This window comes from Paenibacillus sp. FSL P4-0081, from assembly GCF_000758565.1.
Taxonomy (GTDB): Bacteria; Bacillota; Bacilli; order Paenibacillales; family Paenibacillaceae; genus Paenibacillus_AQ; species Paenibacillus_AQ phytohabitans.
In genome coordinates this window covers 2,022,211-2,041,272 of sequence record NZ_CP009280.1, presented here as the reverse complement: position 1 = coordinate 2,041,272, position 19,062 = coordinate 2,022,211, and the positions used below count along the sequence as shown (strand labels likewise).

At 53.1% G+C, this 19,062-nt stretch carries 17 protein-coding genes; 1 reads left to right on the top strand and 16 read right to left on the bottom strand.

Features of this window, described 5'->3' with window-relative positions; all coding sequences use genetic code 11:
- Window positions 1-35 precede the first annotated feature (35 nt).
- From yqeH to P40081_RS38325, 9 genes are all read right to left on the bottom strand, one after another.
- Complete coding sequence (yqeH, locus tag P40081_RS08740; protein WP_042134812.1) at window positions 36-1,166, bottom strand: ribosome biogenesis GTPase YqeH; 1,131 nt, start codon at window positions 1,164-1,166, stop codon at window positions 36-38.
- Entirely contained in the window at window positions 1,166-1,690 is a 525-nt protein-coding gene (locus P40081_RS08735) for a YqeG family HAD IIIA-type phosphatase (RefSeq protein WP_042140875.1), read from the bottom strand. The genes yqeH and P40081_RS08735 overlap by 1 nt, the downstream gene beginning before the upstream one ends.
- A gap of 95 nt (window positions 1,691-1,785) precedes the next feature.
- The gene (locus tag P40081_RS08730) at window positions 1,786-4,023 is read right to left on the bottom strand and encodes a transglutaminase-like domain-containing protein (RefSeq protein ID WP_042134810.1); all 2,238 of its coding nucleotides are present in this window, start codon (window positions 4,021-4,023) and stop codon (window positions 1,786-1,788) included.
- Window positions 4,020-5,270 (bottom strand): DUF58 domain-containing protein, encoded by a 1,251-nt coding sequence (locus tag P40081_RS08725; RefSeq protein WP_042134808.1) that lies wholly within the window; start codon window positions 5,268-5,270, stop codon window positions 4,020-4,022. Before P40081_RS08725 ends, P40081_RS08730 begins: the two co-directional genes overlap by 4 nt.
- A gap of 1 nt (window position 5,271) precedes the next feature.
- Window positions 5,272-6,228: an AAA family ATPase gene (locus P40081_RS08720; RefSeq protein ID WP_042134806.1), complete on the bottom strand. Its 957-nt coding sequence runs from the start codon at window positions 6,226-6,228 to the stop codon at window positions 5,272-5,274.
- A gap of 1,285 nt (window positions 6,229-7,513) precedes the next feature.
- Complete coding sequence (gene spoVAE, locus P40081_RS08710; protein WP_042134802.1) at window positions 7,514-7,864, bottom strand: stage V sporulation protein AE; 351 nt, start codon at window positions 7,862-7,864, stop codon at window positions 7,514-7,516.
- Window positions 7,861-8,895 carry a stage V sporulation protein AD gene (gene spoVAD / locus P40081_RS08705; protein ID WP_042134800.1) on the bottom strand — a complete coding sequence of 345 codons (1,035 nt, stop codon included), beginning with the start codon at window positions 8,893-8,895 and terminating at the stop codon, window positions 7,861-7,863. Before spoVAD ends, spoVAE begins: the two co-directional genes overlap by 4 nt.
- A gap of 3 nt (window positions 8,896-8,898) precedes the next feature.
- Complete coding sequence (gene spoVAC / locus P40081_RS08700) at window positions 8,899-9,396, bottom strand: stage V sporulation protein AC (protein ID WP_042134798.1); 498 nt, start codon at window positions 9,394-9,396, stop codon at window positions 8,899-8,901.
- Between the two features lie 133 nt (window positions 9,397-9,529).
- On the bottom strand, window positions 9,530-9,700 hold the full coding sequence (locus tag P40081_RS38325; RefSeq protein ID WP_156118565.1) for a hypothetical protein: 171 nt from the start codon (window positions 9,698-9,700) through the stop codon (window positions 9,530-9,532).
- A 334-nt stretch (window positions 9,701-10,034) separates the two neighbouring features.
- Here P40081_RS38325 and P40081_RS08695 point away from each other — a divergent pair, with 334 nt between their 5' ends.
- Window positions 10,035-11,108: a M42 family metallopeptidase gene (locus tag P40081_RS08695; protein ID WP_042134796.1), complete on the top strand. Its 1,074-nt coding sequence runs from the start codon at window positions 10,035-10,037 to the stop codon at window positions 11,106-11,108.
- Window positions 11,109-11,266: 158 nt separating this feature from the next.
- Here the strand turns inward: P40081_RS08695 and P40081_RS08690 are convergent, their stop codons facing one another.
- From P40081_RS08690 to P40081_RS08660, 7 genes are all read right to left on the bottom strand, one after another.
- Complete coding sequence (locus P40081_RS08690) at window positions 11,267-12,412, bottom strand: mannitol-1-phosphate 5-dehydrogenase (protein WP_042134794.1); 1,146 nt, start codon at window positions 12,410-12,412, stop codon at window positions 11,267-11,269.
- Window positions 12,412-12,846, bottom strand: coding sequence for a PTS mannitol transporter subunit IIA (locus tag P40081_RS08685; protein ID WP_039308269.1), 435 nt, complete (start codon window positions 12,844-12,846; stop codon window positions 12,412-12,414). Before P40081_RS08685 ends, P40081_RS08690 begins: the two co-directional genes overlap by 1 nt.
- A 21-nt stretch (window positions 12,847-12,867) precedes the next feature.
- On the bottom strand, window positions 12,868-14,934 hold the full coding sequence (locus tag P40081_RS08680) for a BglG family transcription antiterminator (protein WP_042134792.1): 2,067 nt from the start codon (window positions 14,932-14,934) through the stop codon (window positions 12,868-12,870).
- Window positions 14,935-15,136: 202 nt separating this feature from the next.
- Entirely contained in the window at window positions 15,137-16,579 is a 1,443-nt protein-coding gene (locus P40081_RS08675; protein WP_042134790.1) for a PTS mannitol transporter subunit IIBC, read from the bottom strand.
- A gap of 788 nt (window positions 16,580-17,367) precedes the next feature.
- A complete protein-coding gene (locus P40081_RS08670; RefSeq protein WP_042134789.1) occupies window positions 17,368-18,231 on the bottom strand; it encodes an aldo/keto reductase in 864 nt (287 codons plus the stop codon).
- Between the two features lie 123 nt (window positions 18,232-18,354).
- Window positions 18,355-18,669 (bottom strand): DMT family transporter, encoded by a 315-nt coding sequence (locus P40081_RS08665; RefSeq protein WP_042134787.1) that lies wholly within the window; start codon window positions 18,667-18,669, stop codon window positions 18,355-18,357.
- Between the two features lies 1 nt (window position 18,670).
- A complete protein-coding gene (locus tag P40081_RS08660) occupies window positions 18,671-19,036 on the bottom strand; it encodes a DMT family transporter (protein ID WP_042134785.1) in 366 nt (121 codons plus the stop codon).
- Window positions 19,037-19,062: the final 26 nt, after the last annotated feature.

Here is a 19,062-nt window from a genome sequence, read left to right as displayed (position 1 = left end):
CGCCCTCCTGCAGGTTCTGTCAGCATCCGCTTAAGTTAGATCAGCGAAGGACGGGTAAGCACCTTAATGCCGCGCGGCACATGTATGGCCACAACCGCACCTGCCGTACCGTTCACCTTGATCCAGCCCAGGCCGGAGATGAACAGGTCCGTCTCACTATTCCTGGCGATGCGGAATTCATGACGCTGCCATTGCGGCAGCTTATCCATATCCGCCGTTCCCGGAGGCGACAAAAGCTCGCCGCGGTGGTCCTGATACAGCGAATCGGCGCGCTCCAGCTTCGTGCGGTGAATCTTCAGCGTACTGCTGATATAGCAGGTGAAGGATTGGCGTTCGCCCTGAACGAAGTCGAAACGTCCCAGTCCGCCGAAGAACAGCGATTGGCCCTCATTCAGCTGATACACTGCAGGCTTGAGCGGATTCTCCGGCATTACAGCGCCCAGATCCTTACGTTCAACCAGTTCACTGTACCGCCAAGGATAGACAATCCCCGGAGTATCAATAATGTAATGGCCGTCATCCAGCGGAATCTTGACCATATCCAGCGTTGTGCCCGGGTAACGAGAGGTAGTCAGTTCCTCTTCCAGGTCGCTGTAATCGGAGATCAGCCGGTTGATCAGCGTAGATTTGCCTACATTGGTCGCTCCGACGACATAGACATCACGCTGTCCGCGCAGCTCGGTTACTGCCTCCAGCAGGCGGTCGAAGCCCTGGTTACGCTTCGCGCTGACAAGCACAATCTCCGCCGTGCGCAGTCCCTCTTCCTTGCAGCGCTGCTGCATCCAGTTGCGCATTCTGTTCCAATTGGTCACCTTAGGGAGCAAGTCGCTTTTGTTGACCGCCAGAATAACCTGGTTATTGCCGACAAACCGCTGCAGCCCGGAGATCAGACTGCCTTCGAAATCAAAAATATCCACAATGTGGATTACCAGTGCGTTCTTCTCGCCCACTCCGCTGAGCAGCTTCAGGAATTCGTCCTGGTTCACCGATACGGAAGAAGCTTCGTTGTAATTCTTAATCCGGAAACAGCGCTGGCAAATTACGGGTTCACGTTCAAAAGCGGTCTCCGGAATATACCCGGGAAGCTCCTTGTTTACAGTCTGAAGCTTGATACCACAGCCGCTGCATTTCTCAGGCCGTGTCTTGTCGTCGTTCACTACATTCATTAAGATTTATCCTCCTCTTGCCACAATCCTTGCTTGCGCAGACGTGTCAGAGCAATCTGCTCCACCCTGCGGTTGATTCTTGTACCCACACCTTCATCCTTGACGGAGATCGGCAGCACGAGCACCGTATACAGGCCGAGCCGGTTGCCGCCGTATACATCTGTAAGCATCTGGTCGCCGACCACCACCGTCTGCTCCGGCTTCAGATCCATCAGCTTCATCGCCTTCAGAAACGGGGCATTGCTCGGCTTACGGGCCTGATGTACAAATTCAATATTTAGCGGCGTTGCAAAGCGCGACACCCGGTCCATATTGTTATTTGAAACAATGATCAGCTTGAAGCCAAGCTCCTTCACCTTCGTGAACCAGAGCAGCAGCTCAGGCGTAGCCAGAGGCGCTTTGGCGCCGACCAGCGTATTATCCAGATCCGTAATAATCCCGCGGTATCCTTGACGGAACAGCTCTTCCAGATCAATATCAAATACCGTATTTACCCGGAGTTTGGGAACTAACCTTTCAAACAATACTTTCACCTCATTTTCATACGTAAAACTTGTATCCAGCGCTATATCCAACTGTCAAAATCCACCTGTTAGCGGTACTTTATGATACTGGAGCATTACTTGCCGGATTTCATGCTTTTTCGCAGCCGCAAAGCTTCAGTATACACGCTGTGCCAGTCTTTGTCTTCAATAACCTCAGGGCTGTAATTCGCCCGCTCGAACATGCCCAGGAGTGTGGACAGATTTGCCGCCGCCGCAGGCCGTTCAAGGCTCCAGCGTTCCACAGATTCGCGCAAAGTTTCATGCTCTTTCTTCAGCATACCCTTACTTCGGACATACCTTACCCAGCGCTGCGTTTCTGCCACAACTTTTTGTACCGGAGTCAGCTGATGGCCGATGCGCAGACGCGTGATCAGGAACCGCAGACTCATGCGCCGCTGCCAGAGCAGGAAGCCGCTCCAGAGCAGAAGAACAACCGCCGCTCCTGTTACTACCCAGACACCAGGATGGAATCCTTCACTTCCGGCGGCCGTATTTGCCGCTTCCTGTTCAGGCTCCGCTTGCTCTTCCTCCTGTACTTCAGGTTCTTCTACATTGTCTTCCTCCGTCTGGGTCAGCACCGGAACATTGAAGCCGGGCGTGGCTTCCACCGGAACCCAACCATAGTCACCGAAATAAATCTCTGCCCAGGAGTGGGCATCTGCGTTCGTGATCGTATAGTTATTATTCACCAGACCGCCTTGCTGAAGCGCCAGATTATCCGGGATTTCTGCCTGTTCCCCGGGCGCATAGCCCTTGACCCAGCGGGCCGGGATATCCAGGGAACGCACCATTGTGACGAGTGCAGTGGAATAATAATCGCAGTAGCCTTCCATAATCTCAAACAGGAAGCTCTCAACCATATCCTTGCTTCTTGCGCGTGAGACATCCGGCTGATTCGTGTACGGGAAGGTTTGCTGCAGATATTGCTGCAGCAGCATGACCTTCTCGTACGGCGTCTGTGCTCCGGCAGTAATCTCCTCCGCGAGCGCACGGACCCGCTCCGGGAAGTTACCCGGCAGCTGGAGATACGGGTCAAGAACAAGATCTCCGTACAGCTGTTCATAAGTCTGTGTGCTCAGCTCCTGAAACGGTACCACTGGCACCTCCGAGGTCACCACATAGGTCTGCGGGTAAGAGCGTGCACTGCCCGCCGCGTTCCACAGCAGTTCACTGTCTTCACCCCGCCATGACAGCCCGTTGCTCTCCGCTACTCCATCCACAGAATTCACTTTTACAATCGAGTAGCCGCCGAAGAGCACAGGATAGTTGTTGCCGCCCAGCAGCTTAACCGTCTGCGTCAGTGTCCGGGTCTCTGTCTTAGGGGCCGCGACAGGCTCCAGCGGCTCTCCTACCTGGACTGTCCTGAAGGTTCCCCGGCTGAATGTATCATCGTCACTCCAGCCTTTTCCGGAATACGTACTCCGGATCTCTCCGCGCATATAGGTGCGCAAATCGGAGGTGACGGTCATTACGGGCGAATAATCAAAGTTAAAGCCGCCGCCAAGATTATCATCATTCAGACTGTAGCCGGAGGTGGTTGCTCCTCCCGTTCCTTCACCGCTTGAGCTTTCACCGCTGCCGCCGGCGGAAGTTCCGGAGGAAGGTGTATTTCCGCTCCATTCCTGCCAAACCGTATACGGGTCAGTTAGTGTAGGGCGTACATCCGGCATATTTACTCCGGCAATAATGACAAGTGAGAAGATGATCGCTATATTAAGGGCTACTTTGAAAGGATATTGAAGCAGATAGGTCCAGCCCCGCGGATAATGCAATTGGAAGCTTCTTAAATGCCTGGTGACCAGCCAGCCCATTCCGGCAAACACGGTCCAGGCTACTTCCTGCCATAATACAGATGTTGTAAAAGAGTCCAGCGCGGCGAACGCCGTAATATTCATCCCGATGAACATCAGAATCCGCGCCTTGCCATTCACCCACCAGGATGACAGCAGCATCAGCGCCCAGGCACCCAGCGCAAACCAGATGTACGGATTCATATGTGTGATGATATCCGGCAGCCGTTCACGAAGTGTGGGCAGCCAGGGATTCGGAACATATTCCCCGTAATGCAGAAGAATACGATACACGAGATACACTATCGCCACACCTTCAAGCATGAGGCGGTAAATCCATTTAACAGGTATAATAATTTCAATTAAGGCTACTGCAACAAGAGTCAGCAATACAGCGGCTGTGGTCTCCTCCAGCCAGAAGGGCTCAGTGTAGGATATCCACTGTAAAGCGATGATCATCAGCCAGAGCAGCGTCAACGCGTGATGCCATGAGGATTTGACTCCGTTCATCCAATGCTTCATCGTATAGGATCACCTCCAAGTACCGCAGGGAGCTCATGAAGCGAGCTGACATTATAGCAGGTGATCCCGCGTGATTTGAGAACATCGGCCCATTCTTCCCCCCGGTTCTTCGCAGCAGGATTGCGGACATGAATATGCGAAGGGGTCAGCCCCCGGCTGTCTGCCCAGCGCAGCGTATCCAGCACCGGCTTGCCGCTCTGCGGGCTGATCAGCACAAAGTATGCGCCTTTGGGGAACATCCGCTGAGCCTTGTCCAGCCTTGTAATCAGCGGCCCCCGGCCCTCCGCATTGATATCAATCAGATACTGGATCATCTTCTGCCGCTCGGCACTGCCTTCTGCCGGACTGAACACCTTCGTATCCTTATCCAGGCAGCACAGGCCGATCCCGATTCGCTCGCGTATGCCGAACCCGAGCAGTGACGCCGCAATCGAAACCGCCAGCTCGAACTGTCCTGAGCTGTAATATGCACCTGCACTGCCATCGAGCACCAGAATGGTCCGGGGGACCGATTCATGCTCGAATTCCTTCGACTTCCAGGCCCCTGTCTTCGCGGTAGCATTCCAGTGTATCCGTGTCAGCCGGTCTCCGTAGACATAATCACGGACACCGTTGATTTGCGTGGTCTCGCGCCGGGACTGGAGCAGCGAGGCTTGAGGCCCGGACAGGCGCGCTCTCCGCTCATACAGCTGCCAGCGCGGCACTACGACTGCCCGGGGCAGCACGCGGAACCGTCCTTCGGCCTTGAATGTGCCTTTGTGCTCCATCAGTCCGAAGATATCCTCACTGAGGATATCCGTGCTCTCGAAGGTGTAGCAGCCCCGCTCCAGCACCGGTGTCTGGAACAGCAGCTCTCCCCGCCCTCTCAGGCTGGGGACCAGACTCTCCTCGAACACCCAGGATTCCCCGTTATGGCGCTTCAGAATTTCCCGCACCACCACATAAGGCAAAGGCAGAAAACCCGGAATGTTAACATTCAGCTTCACCCGCAGATAACCGCCTGCGTAGAGCAGATCAGGCTTGTCCTGCTCCGAGTAGAGGCTGCGGGTGCCTTTGGCCCGCCGGACTCCGCCCAGTCCCCCAATGATTAGATACAGGATCAGAACCGATACCATAATGAACAGCATGAACGAGGTTTTGCCGCCCTGAAACAGCACATAGAGCAGTGTGATGACCCAGATCGCAAGCACGCCCATGAACTTCCTTGGCTGAATGACAGCGGCCGCCCCCGCTAGGATGCTTCTCATCTTATTGCCTCATGGTTACAGGCACATGAATGCTCTGCAGCAGCTTCTGCAGCAGGGAATCCACGCTGACATTATCAAGGCGTGATTCCGGCCGCAGCAGAATGCGGTGTCCCAGCGCATAAGGTGTAAGGGTCTTCACATCGTCAGGCAGAACATAATCGCGGCCTTGCAGGAAAGCATAAGCCTTGCATGCCATCATGAATGACAGGGATGCCCGGGGGCTTGCGCCTAGAAGTACAAGCGGGTGCTCCCGCGTCTGCCGGACTACATCAAGCAGATAGTTCAGGACCGGATCGCTGATATAAATATCGCGGATCTCCTCCTGAATGGCGGCAATGGTGTCCATACCGGTGACCGGAATCAGCTTGTCCACCGGTTGGCCCTGCTGATGGGTAATCAGCAGATTCTTCTCCGTCTCGGCATCGGGATAACCAAGGCTGATCCGCAGCATGAAGCGGTCCAGCTGGGCCTCGGGAAGGGTATAGGTGCCTTCGAAGTCTATCGGATTCTGTGTTGCGCAGAGCATGAACGGATGCGGCAGAGGATAGGTCTCCCCGTCGACCGTCACATTGCGCTCCTCCATGACCTCAAGCAGTGCGGACTGGGTCTTGGTGGTCGCCCGGTTAATCTCATCGGCAAGCAGAATATTGGTCATGACCGGCCCCGGGCGGAAGTGAAACATCTCATCGCGCGGATGATAGACAGATACACCGGTAATATCACTCGGAAGAATATCGGGATTGCACTGAATCCGGCGGTATTCACCAGACATGGAACGGGATAGCGCCCGGATTAGCTGCGTTTTGCCAGTCCCCGGAACATCTTCAATCAGGACATGTCCGCCGGCAAGGAGTGCCGTGAGCAGCAGTTCGATTTCGAAGCTTTTACCGAGTATACAGGATTCCAGATTAGTGCGGACAGCGTTCATAATTTGCGTAGATTCTTGACGTACGGGCATATATGGTAAACCTCCTATGTCAGAATAAGCAGTAATATATACATTTTACATGATTCGAGTAGTGAAAGTACATGTTAGGGGCCGTGAAATTATAGAGCGGCTTACGAGATTTGTCAAAAAGAAACACTTATGGGGCGCAGCAAAACACAGCATCTTCCGTCTGCGGCATTTCCCGTGCTGAGTGTCTGCTATTGATGACAGTCCCGCCGGCAGGGCGGCTGCTGACAAATAGCCCGGAGGAGAGCCCGCCGGGAAGCCACTGGCAAGGTGAGCGTCACAGCTATCTCTCATTTAGTTGCGGTTGCCCGCTTTTACCGAGTTCGAAGAAATACTGACTTCATGGCGGAATTAGCAGGCGGGGCTGGGGTGTTAGGTAGGGCTGGGGTGTTGGTAGAGTTGGGGGTGTTCGGGAAGGCTGGTACGTGCGTTAGCGCTGGTGCGTTCGGGGCTGAGGTGTTGGGTAGGGCTGGTTTGGTTCGTTCGAGGGTGATCTGTTTGGAGCGCTGGTGCGTTGGGTAGAGCTAGGGTGTTCGGGAGCTGGTGTGTTCGTAGGCAAATAGATAATGTTGTACTTTTTGCAGGATTTCTCGCGTTTAGAGGGGGCAAATCCGGTATTGTTGTACTTTTTACAACATTTCCGGCGACTTGGCGGCTTAGAGCGCTGTATTGTTGTATATCCTGCAAGATTTTTGCGTTTCGGCAGATTTGATCTCTGAATTGTTGTAATTTGTGAAAGATTTCTGTCGGTTCTTCTTAGCGCTCCGCTAACCTGCCGGTCCAGAGTTACTGCTATATCCACTTTTGCACGCTAAGCTCACTTCATACCCTTTCATTAGCACTTCTCATTCTCGCACTCAGCTAACTTCCAGCCCTTTCATTAGCACTTCTCATTCTCGCACTCAGCCAACTTCCAGCCCTTTCAGCGGCACCTCATTTTCTCTAATAGCCTATTGAATCCAATTCAAAGTTACCTCTACCTCACATTCCAGCATCTAGCCTATACCTCAAGCTCACAGTCAGACGTACTTACACCTCACATACCAACACTTAGCCTATCTCAATTTCTCTCAAAGGTACCTCTACTTCCCGGAATATCAAAGCGACTCTCTCCCTTCCCTTATTCCACCCACTCTCCACCGCAATCGCATACCGCAAATTTATAGTTACTATCTTTAAAATCAGTTGACTTTGTTCAGGTTTACAGGCTAATGCCAAAGTAAAAAGACCGCCAAAGGCGGCCTTCCTATTCTCACTTATCCTCATCCCAAAACCATTTCCGTTCACCCTAGCCCTTCGGCCGGACAACAAGCGCCGCCAGGAATGAGAAAACAATCGCGGAGGATATCCCCGCACTGGTTACGTCGAAGATCCCGGTGACTACCCCGACCCATCCGTCCCGCTCCAGCTCTGTCAGCGCGCCATGGACCAGGGAATTCCCGAAGCTGGTAATGGGGACGCTCGCCCCCGCACCGGCGAACTTCACCAGCGGATCATAAATCCCGAACGCATCGGCCACCGCACCGAGTACGACCAGCGTACTCATGGTATGGGCGGGCGTCAGCTTGAGCACATCGAACATCAGCTGCCCGATAACGCAAATGGCTCCCCCGACCAGAAAAGCCCACAAATAAATCATGCTCCTTCACCTCCGCTCTCCAGGGCTACCGCATGGGCTACGCACGGAATACTCTCCCCTTGCTGATAAGACAAAGGTGATAGCAGTGCTCCGGTCGCCACAATCAGTACCCGTTTCAATTCACCTTTTTTCAACCGGCTCAGAATGTGCCCGTAGGTCACTACCGCAGAACAGCCGCAGCCGCTTCCTCCGGCAATGACATATTTCTGCTTGTCCAGGTCATAGATCATAAGACCACAGTCGTTAAAGACTGTCTGCTCCATGGGAATGCCCTCTTTGGCCAGCAGATCTTTGGCAATCGGCAGACCAACGGAAGCAAGGTCCCCCGTCACGATAAGATCGTAATGGCCGGGCGACAATCCCGTATCCCTGAAATGTGCTGTAATGGTATCAGCAGCAGCCGGTGCCATGGCGGTTCCCATATTGAACGGGTCCTTCAGGCCAAGGTCCATAATACGCCCAAGCGTCGCTGATACCACAAGAGGGCCCTTTACAGTACCATCATTAACACCAATTACTGCACAACCTGAGCCTGTAACGGTATATTGGGCGGTTGGGGGCTTCTGGGAGCCGTATTCTGTAGGATAACGGAATTGTTTCTCCACCGTACAGTTATGGCTTGATGTGCCTGCCAGTGCGTACTTGCCGCCGCCGGAGTCGACAATCATGGAGGCGATAGCCAGACTCTCCATGGAAGTGGAGCAGGCGCCGAAGACGCCAAGATAAGGCACGCCAAGCTTCCGCGCGGCGAAGGAGCTGCTGATGATCTGGTTCATTAGATCACCGCCGACAAAAAACTCCAGCTTCTCCTGCTCCAGATTCGCGTTCATGAGCGCGAGCTTGGAAGCTTTTTCGAACAATGCGCGCTCTGCCTTCTCCCATGTCTTCTCGCCCATTTCCAGTGAGTCGTAGATAAAATCAAAGCTTGAAGCAAGCGGGCCCTCTCCCTCCTCCGGACCTACTACTGCGGAAGAGCCTAGAATGACCGGACGGTTGGTAAATTCCCAGGTCTGACTGCCGAGCTGCTTCATCGTTTAATGTGCACCTCCCCAGCCCATAACGGCATACACTACACCTACAACAAATGCGGCAACCACACCGAACACAATGACTGATCCGGCCAGCTTGAACATATTGCCGCCAACGCCGAGTACGAGCCCTTCAGCCCGGTGTTCAAGAGCAGCGGAGCACATACTGTTGGCGAAACCTGTGACGGGCACCGCTGAACCCGCACCGCACCACTGGGCAAGCTTGTCATATACACCGAAGCTGGTGAGAATGACCGAGAGCAGAATCAGAATAGCAACTGTTGGACTGGCTGCTTCGCGGGAAGTCATATCGAATATTGCCATGAATGCTTCCTGGATGCCTTGTCCAAGCACACAGATCAAGCCGCCGGATAGGAAGGCTCGCATACAATTCTTGAATACAGGACGGGATGGCACATAAGGCTTGGCCAATTCCTGATAATCCTGCGGGGTCAAAGTATCAAGCCGCAGCTTGACGCCTGATTTCTTTGTTTTCGCCGGCAATATAGACACCTCCTGTAGGATACGAAAGGGAGCGGGCAGCGGGATACGCATTTCCCGTCCCTCCGGGTTGTGCTTCAATACAATGTTTTTCCTTATTGTTCACTATAGGCGGCCCCGTTATGTCCCCTTAAGCTCAGGAAAAATAAAGCAGCACAACAATCAGCAGCATAAACAGCACCAGTATCAGCACAGCTTCATTGTCCCGCCGGTACCGGCGGGGGTACCGCTTGTGCAGCCCGCGGGCCTGCACCTTCCTGGGCACTCCCCGATTGCCTGCTGCGGCTACGCTTCCTGATAGCCACATTCTCCTCGCTTCCTTTCCCGGCTCCTGCCTGCAGAGCCCTTACAACATAGTATTCGCTTCCCGGGTCACTGTGTTCATATGCCCTCCTGCCATGGACAATCGGCGTAACAATGTTCATACTGGGTAAGATGAACAAAAGAAAATAACCAAAAGCGAGAAGGAACTGCAATAACACCTGATCCTGACAAGTGGAAACGGCCTTGCCGTCCTTTTTAGGAAGGTACCGTTTCAGCGAGAAAGATAAGGATAATTTATGCGCGGAGCATATAAATTTTTATCTTTTATCGATAACTTAAGTTCATCCTATATAAGTGTAAAAAGGAGCGATATGTGTATGAATCCAGAAACACTCGACTTATTCAAAACATTGACTGAATTTCCTTCAGCCCCCGGCTTCGAGCGTGAATTACGCGCTTACGTCAAAGAGGCGATGATGCCTTACACCGATGAATTCGTGCAGGACCGCCTGGGCAGCCTGTTCGGAGTACTGCGCGGTGAGGCGAACGGCCCCAAGATCATGGTCGCCGGACATTTGGATGAAGTGGGATTCATGGTTACCGGCATCACGGACAACGGAATGATCCGGTTCACGCCGCTGGGCGGATGGCTTGCTTCGGCTGTGGCTTCGCAGCGGCTGCAGATTGTTACCCCAAAGGGTACATTGAATGGCGTTGTCGGCAGCACACCGATCCACCTGCTGAGCGCCGAAGAGCGGGGCAAGACCGGCGATATCGGCAAAATGTACATAGATATCGGAGCGGACAGCCGCGAGGAAGCTCAGAGCTTCGGCGTTGCCCCGGGGCAGCAGATTGTGCCGGTCTGTCCGTTCACCCCGCTGGCCAATCCGAAGAAGATTATGGCCAAAGCCTGGGACAACCGCTATGGCGTAGGTCTGGCGATTGAATTAATGAAGGAATTACATGGCAAAAAATTACCGAATACCGTCTATTCCGGCGCCACTGTCCAGGAAGAAGTCGGACTGCGCGGTGCGCGGACCGCGGCCAATCTGCTTCAGCCGGATATTTTCTTCGGCCTGGATGCCAGTGCTGCTGCCGATATGACCGGCGACCGTCAGGCCTTCGGCCACCTGGGACAAGGCGCGCTGCTGCGCATCTTCGATCCTACGATGATTACCCACCGCGGGCTGATTGAATACGTTCAGGATACGGCGGACACTCACCGGATTAAATACCAGTATTTCGTCTCCCAGGGGGGAACGGACGCCGGTCAGGTGCATGTCAGCGGGATCGGCATTCCTTCGGCGGTTATCGGAATCTGTTCACGCTATATCCATACGGCTACTTCCATTATTCATAGCGATGATTATGCAGCAGCCAAGGAGCTGCTGGTCAAGCTGGTTGAAGGCCTGGACCGCACTACACTGCAGACGATTCTTGAAAACAGCTAAGCAGTGCTTTAATTCGGCGGGTATGGTTATGCCAGCCTTACTTACTACGGTGCCTCTCTTACAAAGGGGGCGCCGTATTTGTTATGCCGTGATTATACGCACCGGAAGCGCAAAAAGCCGCAGGGATAGGTTGCCCCTGCGGCTGTACTTCTATTGATTTATTTCAGCTTCGCATATTGCTCCATCGCGGACTTATGAACCGGATGGTCAGCAGCAATGCCGGTATACTTCGCCAGAGCAGCTTCTGCGCCTAGCTCGGCAATCGCTGCCTGCAGTTCCACTGCTTCCGGGTCATCGCTGACATTGAACAGCAATGCGCCGGCCATAGAGCGGGTCAGGGCAGCATAATTTAGCCCTCTGTCATAAGCCTGGAGAGCCGGTGACACCAGACGGTCATTCGGCGACAGCTTGCGCAGCGGCGAACGGCCTACACGGGACACTTCATCGGTCAGCGCCGGGTTGCGGAAGCGCTCAAGGATTTTGTCGATATACTTGCTGTGTTCTGCCTGATCGAAGCCATGCTTCTGGATCAGCACTGCGCCGGTTTCTTCCAGCACTTCACGGACCTGTGCAGTCAAAGCTTCATCTGCCATAGCCTGCTGGATGGTTTCGTACCCGCGCAGGAAGCCAAGATACGCTGCGGAGCAGTGTCCGGTATTCACGGTGAACAATTTACGCTCGATATAAGGCTCCAGGTTATCCACGTAATGCACACCTTCAACCGGTGTATAGCCCGGAATCATCTGGGAGGAATCTACGACCCACTCATAGAATGGCTCTACGACTACCTTCAGAATATCCTCATGCTGCTGCAATGGAACAATCCGGTCCACAGCTGCGTTCGGGAAGGCAACAGAAGCGTCCGCTTTGGCGCGGGCTGCTTCATCAAGCTTGGCATACACCAGCTCTTTGAGCTGGGCACTGCCGCCAATCGCGTTCTCGCAGGCAATCACATGCAGCGGTGCGGAAGAGACCGCTACCCGTCTGCTGATGCCATCAGCCAGAACCCCCGCAATATGCTTCAGAATCGACACGCCGACAGCTGTGGTAACCAGATCGGCTTCAGCAATGGCTGCGGCAACTTCTTCACCGTGAGTTACGCTGCTGAGTGCAGTTACATTTTTGACGACTACCGTTTCCTGACCATCGCTGGCCAGCGTTACCGGATACTCGCCGCGCTCCTGAAGCTGGGATACAAACGCCTCATTTACATCCACGAAAGTTACTTCATACCCTGCCTGCGACAGCAGCAGTCCGATGAAACCTCTGCCGATATTGCCCGCTCCGAAATGGACAGCCTTCATTATTCCATGCCTCCTTCGAAGATCGCGATCACATCAGCAGCCGTTGGAGCATTCATTACGCGCTCAATGGCATCATCTTCTGTGAAAATCATCGCCACGTTGGTCAGGACCTCCATATGCCCGTCGCCTGCGGCAGCAATACCGATCACTATGAATGCCGGCTCATCCCCGCCGAAATCCACACCGTCCGGAAAACGGATTACAGACAGTCCTGTGGATTTGATGAACGGCCGTGCTTCCTTGGTACCGTGGGGAATCGCCAGCCCTCCGCCCATGTAGGTGGACACCACTTCCTCGCGCTCCAGCATCTTGGGAATATATTCTTCCGTTACGTGTCCTGCATCGACAAGCAGCTTACCCGCCATAGTGATCGCTTCGTATTTATCTTTAGCGGCACCGTGCATAATTACTTTATTTTCTGACAGTATACTCATATGGTTTCTCTCACTTTCAAATTAAATTTTATTTTGGAAAAAATGAAGCAGCTCCGAGGACAAATATCCCCGGATCTCAGGCTCCGTACGCTCCTCCAGCAATTGTACCAGTTCGGAATTAAGCAGCAAAGCGCTGATCTCGCTGAGCACCTCCAGACTCTCCTTGGACAGTCTGCGCGGAGCCAGCATAAGCAGAATCACTCTAACCTCAGTGTCTCCCTCCAGAATCACAGGCTGGCGCAGCCGGTACAACGTAAGCGATGACAGATGAATATGGCTGCTCCGGGTGTGGAAAAGCGCCAGCCCCGTGTCCGGTATTACCTGACTGGTCATCCGCTCCCGCTCCAGCAGGCGCTCCAGCACAATGTCCGCATCCCCAATTACGCCGCTTCCATTCAGCAGTGCCAGCATTTCCACCAGTGTTGCAGACAAATCCATATCCTTGTTGTCAATGGGATGGAACCGGAACCGCTCCAGCAGGCTGACCATTTCATCAAGAATCCCCTTGTAGCTCTTCAGCCGCTCCAGTGAAGCCTCATCCCGCATAGTCCGGTCCTGCTCACCTAATGGGCCTGATTCCCGCTCACGCAGCGTTGTATTCTGAATATAATTCAGCAGTTTCTCTATCTCTTCCCCTGTGAGCAGGGGGCTGATTTTGATATAACGTTCCTTATCAATCGGCAGATCAATGGTAGATATAATCAGGTCGTAGTCCACATCCGGCAGCCGTGCGGCTTCATACCAGGAAATATTGCCGAGAATCTCAATCTGCGGCATTTCTTTGGTCAGCCGGGTAGCCAGCAGACGGGAGGAGCTGAGTCCGCTGGCACAGACCAGAATGGCTCTGACATTACGCCTTAGCTGATTAAGCCGCTCGACGGAAGCCCCGAAATGCATCACCAGAAATCCGATTTCTTCATCCGGAATTTCAAGCTCAAGCTGCATATCCTCTACGGAGGCACGGACGATGTTGAACAGATACTCATAATCCCGGCGGATCGGCCCAAGCAGCGGATTGCGGATGCGTGTGCCTTCCCGAATCCGCTTCAGGGCGGGATCGATATGCTCCAGCAATCCTTCGCGCAGGGAACGGTCACTCTGGAAAGGAAGCCCTGTCCGTTTGACCACACTCTCCGTCAGCTTGTAGACGATCTCCATTAACTCAATATCGCCGTAGGCAAAGCCGGCAGAAGAGAATGAATCCTGCACCCGGTCGAATAATCCAGCGATATACAAGACCTCTGCCCGAGGAATTTCCATCCCAAGCGCCGCTCCGAGCTGCTGGACAAAGTTCTCGGACCCGGCAATGTTGCGGTGATCAGACATTCTGGAATACCCCGCTTCTTCACCGCTGTCAATGCTCCGGCCAATTTCAATCCGCCTGGTCGTCACGGCTAGACCCAGCAGCATTTCCATGTAGACAATTTCCGGAAGCTCAGCGGTCCATTTCCATTCCATATCCCACAGGGTATTCTCTACCTCCATGAGATTGGATTTCCCTACCGTAGACAACAGAACACGGAAGACCGGGTTGCTCTCGGTCTGGGAGCCATGGCCAACCAGATCAGACAGATCCAGATGCTCGGCGGCCAGCCGGCCAATCGCCCGGCGCTTATCGATCTCACTGCCGGTGATTTCAACGCCGTAGCCTCTTCTGCGGACCAGCTCCAGGCCGAATTTACGGACCCATTGCTCCAGTTCATCCAGATCGTAACTTACAGAAGCGACTGTTACCTTAAGTGAATGCGCGAGCGTGAACAGCTTCACCGGCTCTTCCGCCTCCAGCAGGGCGCAGAGCTCATACACCTTGCGGTCTTCTCCAGAATATTCCGCCGGCTTCTCTTCCCGCAAAAACAGGCGCAGCTCCGCAAGACCGGCCTCCGGGCCGTTCAATTGTATGCCTTTTCCCGATTTTTTGATCAGATTCACACCAAAATTCTTCAGCGCAGACTCTATGTCCTCCATCTCCCGGTGAACGGTTCTTACACTCACACCGGTAGCCTCAGCGATTTCAGCAGCCGTAATTTCTCCGCTGACTCCGAGCAGAAGCCATATAATCTGGCGCTGTCTGGCGGTAATTTTCCTCATATTCCGCGAACACCCTCCGCCCTACACCAAGTAGAAACGGCTATGCCGTCCTCTAAGGGACGGCATCCGTTTCAGCAAGAAATATAAGGTAAAGTATAGTGGAACATATACTTTCTTATATTTGGGGACAAACGCTGGCTTTGGCGGCCAGCGTCTCCTTATTTGACATTATGCTTATTAATTTATCTTACACTTCTGCGTCTTACTTCAAACGTTCCACGAGCTCATCATATTTCGGGCTCTTCAGGAAGTTGTCGATCGAGATGTGCTCAGCGTTTGGATTCACGGCAATGGCACGGTCAGTAAGTGTCTTCTGCGTAACTACGATGTCGGCATCCGCAGGAATTTCACTGACAGCAGAGTTCACAACCGTAATGTTAACCCCTGCGCTTTGCAGTTTCTTGCGCAGGACGGAAGCGCCCATCGCACTGGAACCCATCCCTGCGTCACAAGCGAAGACGATTTTGTTCACATTGGCTTTAGTGCGTACATTAGCAGCTACAGTAGTTGCAGTTGCCGCAGTTTGAGCTGCAGTTCCGGCAGATTTCATGTCTTTCACCTTGGCTGCTGCTTCCTCAATATCCATTTCTTCTTCGTCGTTCTTCTTAACAGTCTTCAACAACAGGGCTGCAAGAGCGAAGGACACGACGGTTGCAACGATAACCCCGGCCAGCATTGGAAGATATCCGCCCTTAGGTGTCATCGCGAAGTATGCAAAGATACTGCCTGGAGAAGGAGAAGCTACAAGACCTGCACCCAGCATCTGGAAGGTGAATGTACCGGATACACCGCCACCGATAACGGCAAGGATCAGACGCGGGTTCATCAGGATGTAAGGGAAGTAGATTTCATGAATACCGCCCAGGAAGTGAATGATGATTGCGCCCGGTGCGGAAGATTTAGCAGAGCCTTTACCAACCAGCCAGTAAGCAAGCAGGATACCAAGACCTGGACCAGGGTTCGATTCAAGCATGAATAGAATAGATTTACCTACCCGTTGTGATTGTTCAAGCGCGATTGGTCCAAGTACACCATGGTTGATCGCATTGTTCAGGAACAATACTTTGGCTGGCTCAATGATAATATTGATGAGCGGCAGCAGATTATGATTTACCAGGAACTCAACACCATTGGACAATATGTTGGTCAAGCCTTCAACCAGAGGTCCAATACCTTTAAGTGCTCCAACGGATAGTAGGCCACCGATAATACCAAGTGAGAAGTTATTAACGAGCATTTCGAAGCCGGCTTTGATTTTGCCGTCAACCGCTTTGTCAAATTGCTTCAATACCCAGCCAGCCAGCGGACCGACCAGCATAGCTCCAAGGAACATCGGAATAGAGGATCCGACAATAACCCCCATTGTAACTACTGCCCCGATAACACCGCCGCGTTTGCCGTGAACCATCTGACCGCCGGTATATCCGATCAGCAGCGGAAGCAAATATTTGATCATTGGATCAACCAGAGCTGCTAGGCTTTCATTTGGATACCAGCCGGTTGGAATAAATAATGCTGTAATTAACCCCCATGCGATGAATGCGCCGATATTCGGCATAACCATACCGCTGAGCATGCGTCCGAATTGCTGGACTTTTACCCGCGCACCACCGGATGAAGTTTGCTGAGTTGCCGTTGTGGCCATTTAAAATGCCCCCCTAATTAATTGAATGAGACCCCTTCGTTTACTTCTTTGTGAAAGGTTATCTCCTATGAACACATCGTAAATCAAAGCGCTTTCTTTGTCACCAAATTGAAAACACGGTTTCGTCATGAATGTTGTTGACATCATTTAAGAGTTCCTGCCAAGGGGCTTAAGTATGGTGTTTTCACTACTCCGAATGACCTATTGCTGGCCTGTTAATAAGGATACTCCGCTCTGTTGACAAAACCTTCTGTCCGCCGCATTCCCCTTTTAGGATGCACCCGAATACCGTTATTTATCATATCCGCCAGCCTCGCCGCACAAAATAACCGCACAAAGTTGCTGGATTGCCAGTTGCTACTTATGCTCCTCATTTCTTCTAGGGATGCAAATTGTATTCGGTTTTTCGCATACATTTGGCCCGGTTATTCTCGCAGTAGCTCATTGTGTTCGGTTTTTCGCATACATTTGCCCGGTTACCCTCGCAGCGGCTCATTGTATTCGATTTTTCGCATACATTTGGCCCGTTTACCCTCGCAGCAGCACATTGTATTCGGTTTTTCGCATACATTTGCCCGGTTACCCTCGCAGTAGCTCATTGTGTTCGGTTTTTCGCATTCGGCCCGGCTACCCTCGCAGTAGCTCATTGTATTCGATTTTTCGCATACATTCGGCCCGTTTACCCTCGCAGAATATCATGATTTCCAAACAACAAAAAAACTGCCCCCTTTATGAGGACAGCCTTGTCTTGTGATGTTTGTCATGCGTATCATACTTAGTTCTCGTTCTCAAATCATATCCAGCGGAACCTTCCATGACGGCTGCGGAAAAGCATCGTCCAGCTGCCAAAGCTCATCCGACGTAAGCACAAGCTTGCCGGCGGCTGCATTCTCTTCCACATGCTGGCGGGTGCCCGCCTTGGGAATCGCCATCACCTCTGCTTCACGGATGCTCCAGGCGAGCAGAATCTGCAGCGGAGTCGCTTCATGGTCCCGGGCAATCCTCTGCACGGTTTCATTCTCCGTCAATCCTTTTCTCAGCGTTCCCGCCTGGGCCAGCGGAGAATACGCCATTACCGGAATCTTGTGTCCGCTCAGCCATGGCAGCAGCTCATGCTCGATGCCTCTGGAGCCGAGATGGTAGAGCACCTGGTTCACTGCGCAGTGATTGCCGCCGGGAATACGCAGCAGCTCCTGCATGTCGGGCGTATCGAAATTGGAGACGCCCCAGCGCGCGATTTTGCCGGAAGCGACCAGAGCCTCCATTCCCTCTACAGTCTCCTCAAGCGGAAGAGTCCCCCGCCAGTGAAGCAGGTACAGATCCAGATGATCGGTGCCCAGCCGCTTCAGGCTTGCTTCACAGCTGCGGATTAGTGCGGCTCCTGCAGCATTATGCGGATAGACCTTGGAGACCAGGAACACCTTGTCACGGATTCCCCGCACCGCTTCACCGACAAGCTCCTCGGAACGGCCGTCTCCATACATTTCAGCAGTATCAATCAGATTCATTCCCAGCTCAACACCGTGGCGCAATGCAGCAATTTCTTCAGCCCGGTTTGCTGCATGCTCGCCCATGGTCCAGGTTCCCTGGCCCAGTCTGGGCAGCACAGCTCCGTCCGGCATAAGGATAGTATCAGATACAGGTTTGCTCATAATAATGGAAGTCTCCTTATAGGATGAATGGTGTGGCTTGCTACTTACTATACTTACCATATTAACCTTCCCGAAACATCCGGCAAGTGTCCAAATCATAAACTTTCAGCAGAGGCAGCGAAATCAGCCGATCAGCTTTAGCCCGGCTACAGCTCCAAGAATCAGCACAATGCAGAAAATGCGCCGCGGATCGCGGGCCTCACCATAGAACACCATACCCATAATCGCCGCTCCAGACGCGCCAATCCCTGTCCAGATTGCGTAAGCTATCCCCATCGGCAGGCTCTCCATCGCCAGTGAAAGCAGCAGGAAGCTTGCACCAAAACCGAGCACAAGCAGGCCTGCAGACTGCCAGTTGCGGTTCTTATGCAGCTTACCAATCATGGCCACCCCGAACATTTCACATAACCCGGCAGCAATCAACATTACCCATGCCATATTAATTCAGCTCCTTTGCTTGCTTATCCGGCCCATCCGCAGGCGTGGCCAGCTTCAGACCGACGACTCCGGCCAGCAGCACCAGTATCAATATCAGCTTCAGCGGACGCAGCGGCTCACCGAACAGGATTCCTCCGGCCAGAACGGTTCCCGCAGTCCCGAGCCCGACAAATACAGCGTAGACTGTACCGACCGGCAGTTTGCCGCTGGCCCATATGAGGGCGTAGAAGCTGACCAATATTGCTACTATCGTTATCGCCCATTCCCAGGGGGCCACAGCGTGCTTCAGCCCGATTACCCATACCACTTCAAAGCAGGCGGCACCTGCAATCATTGCCCATGACTTGCTGTTGTTATTTTTGCTCATTTCTCTTCTGCCTCCTGAAAATAAAA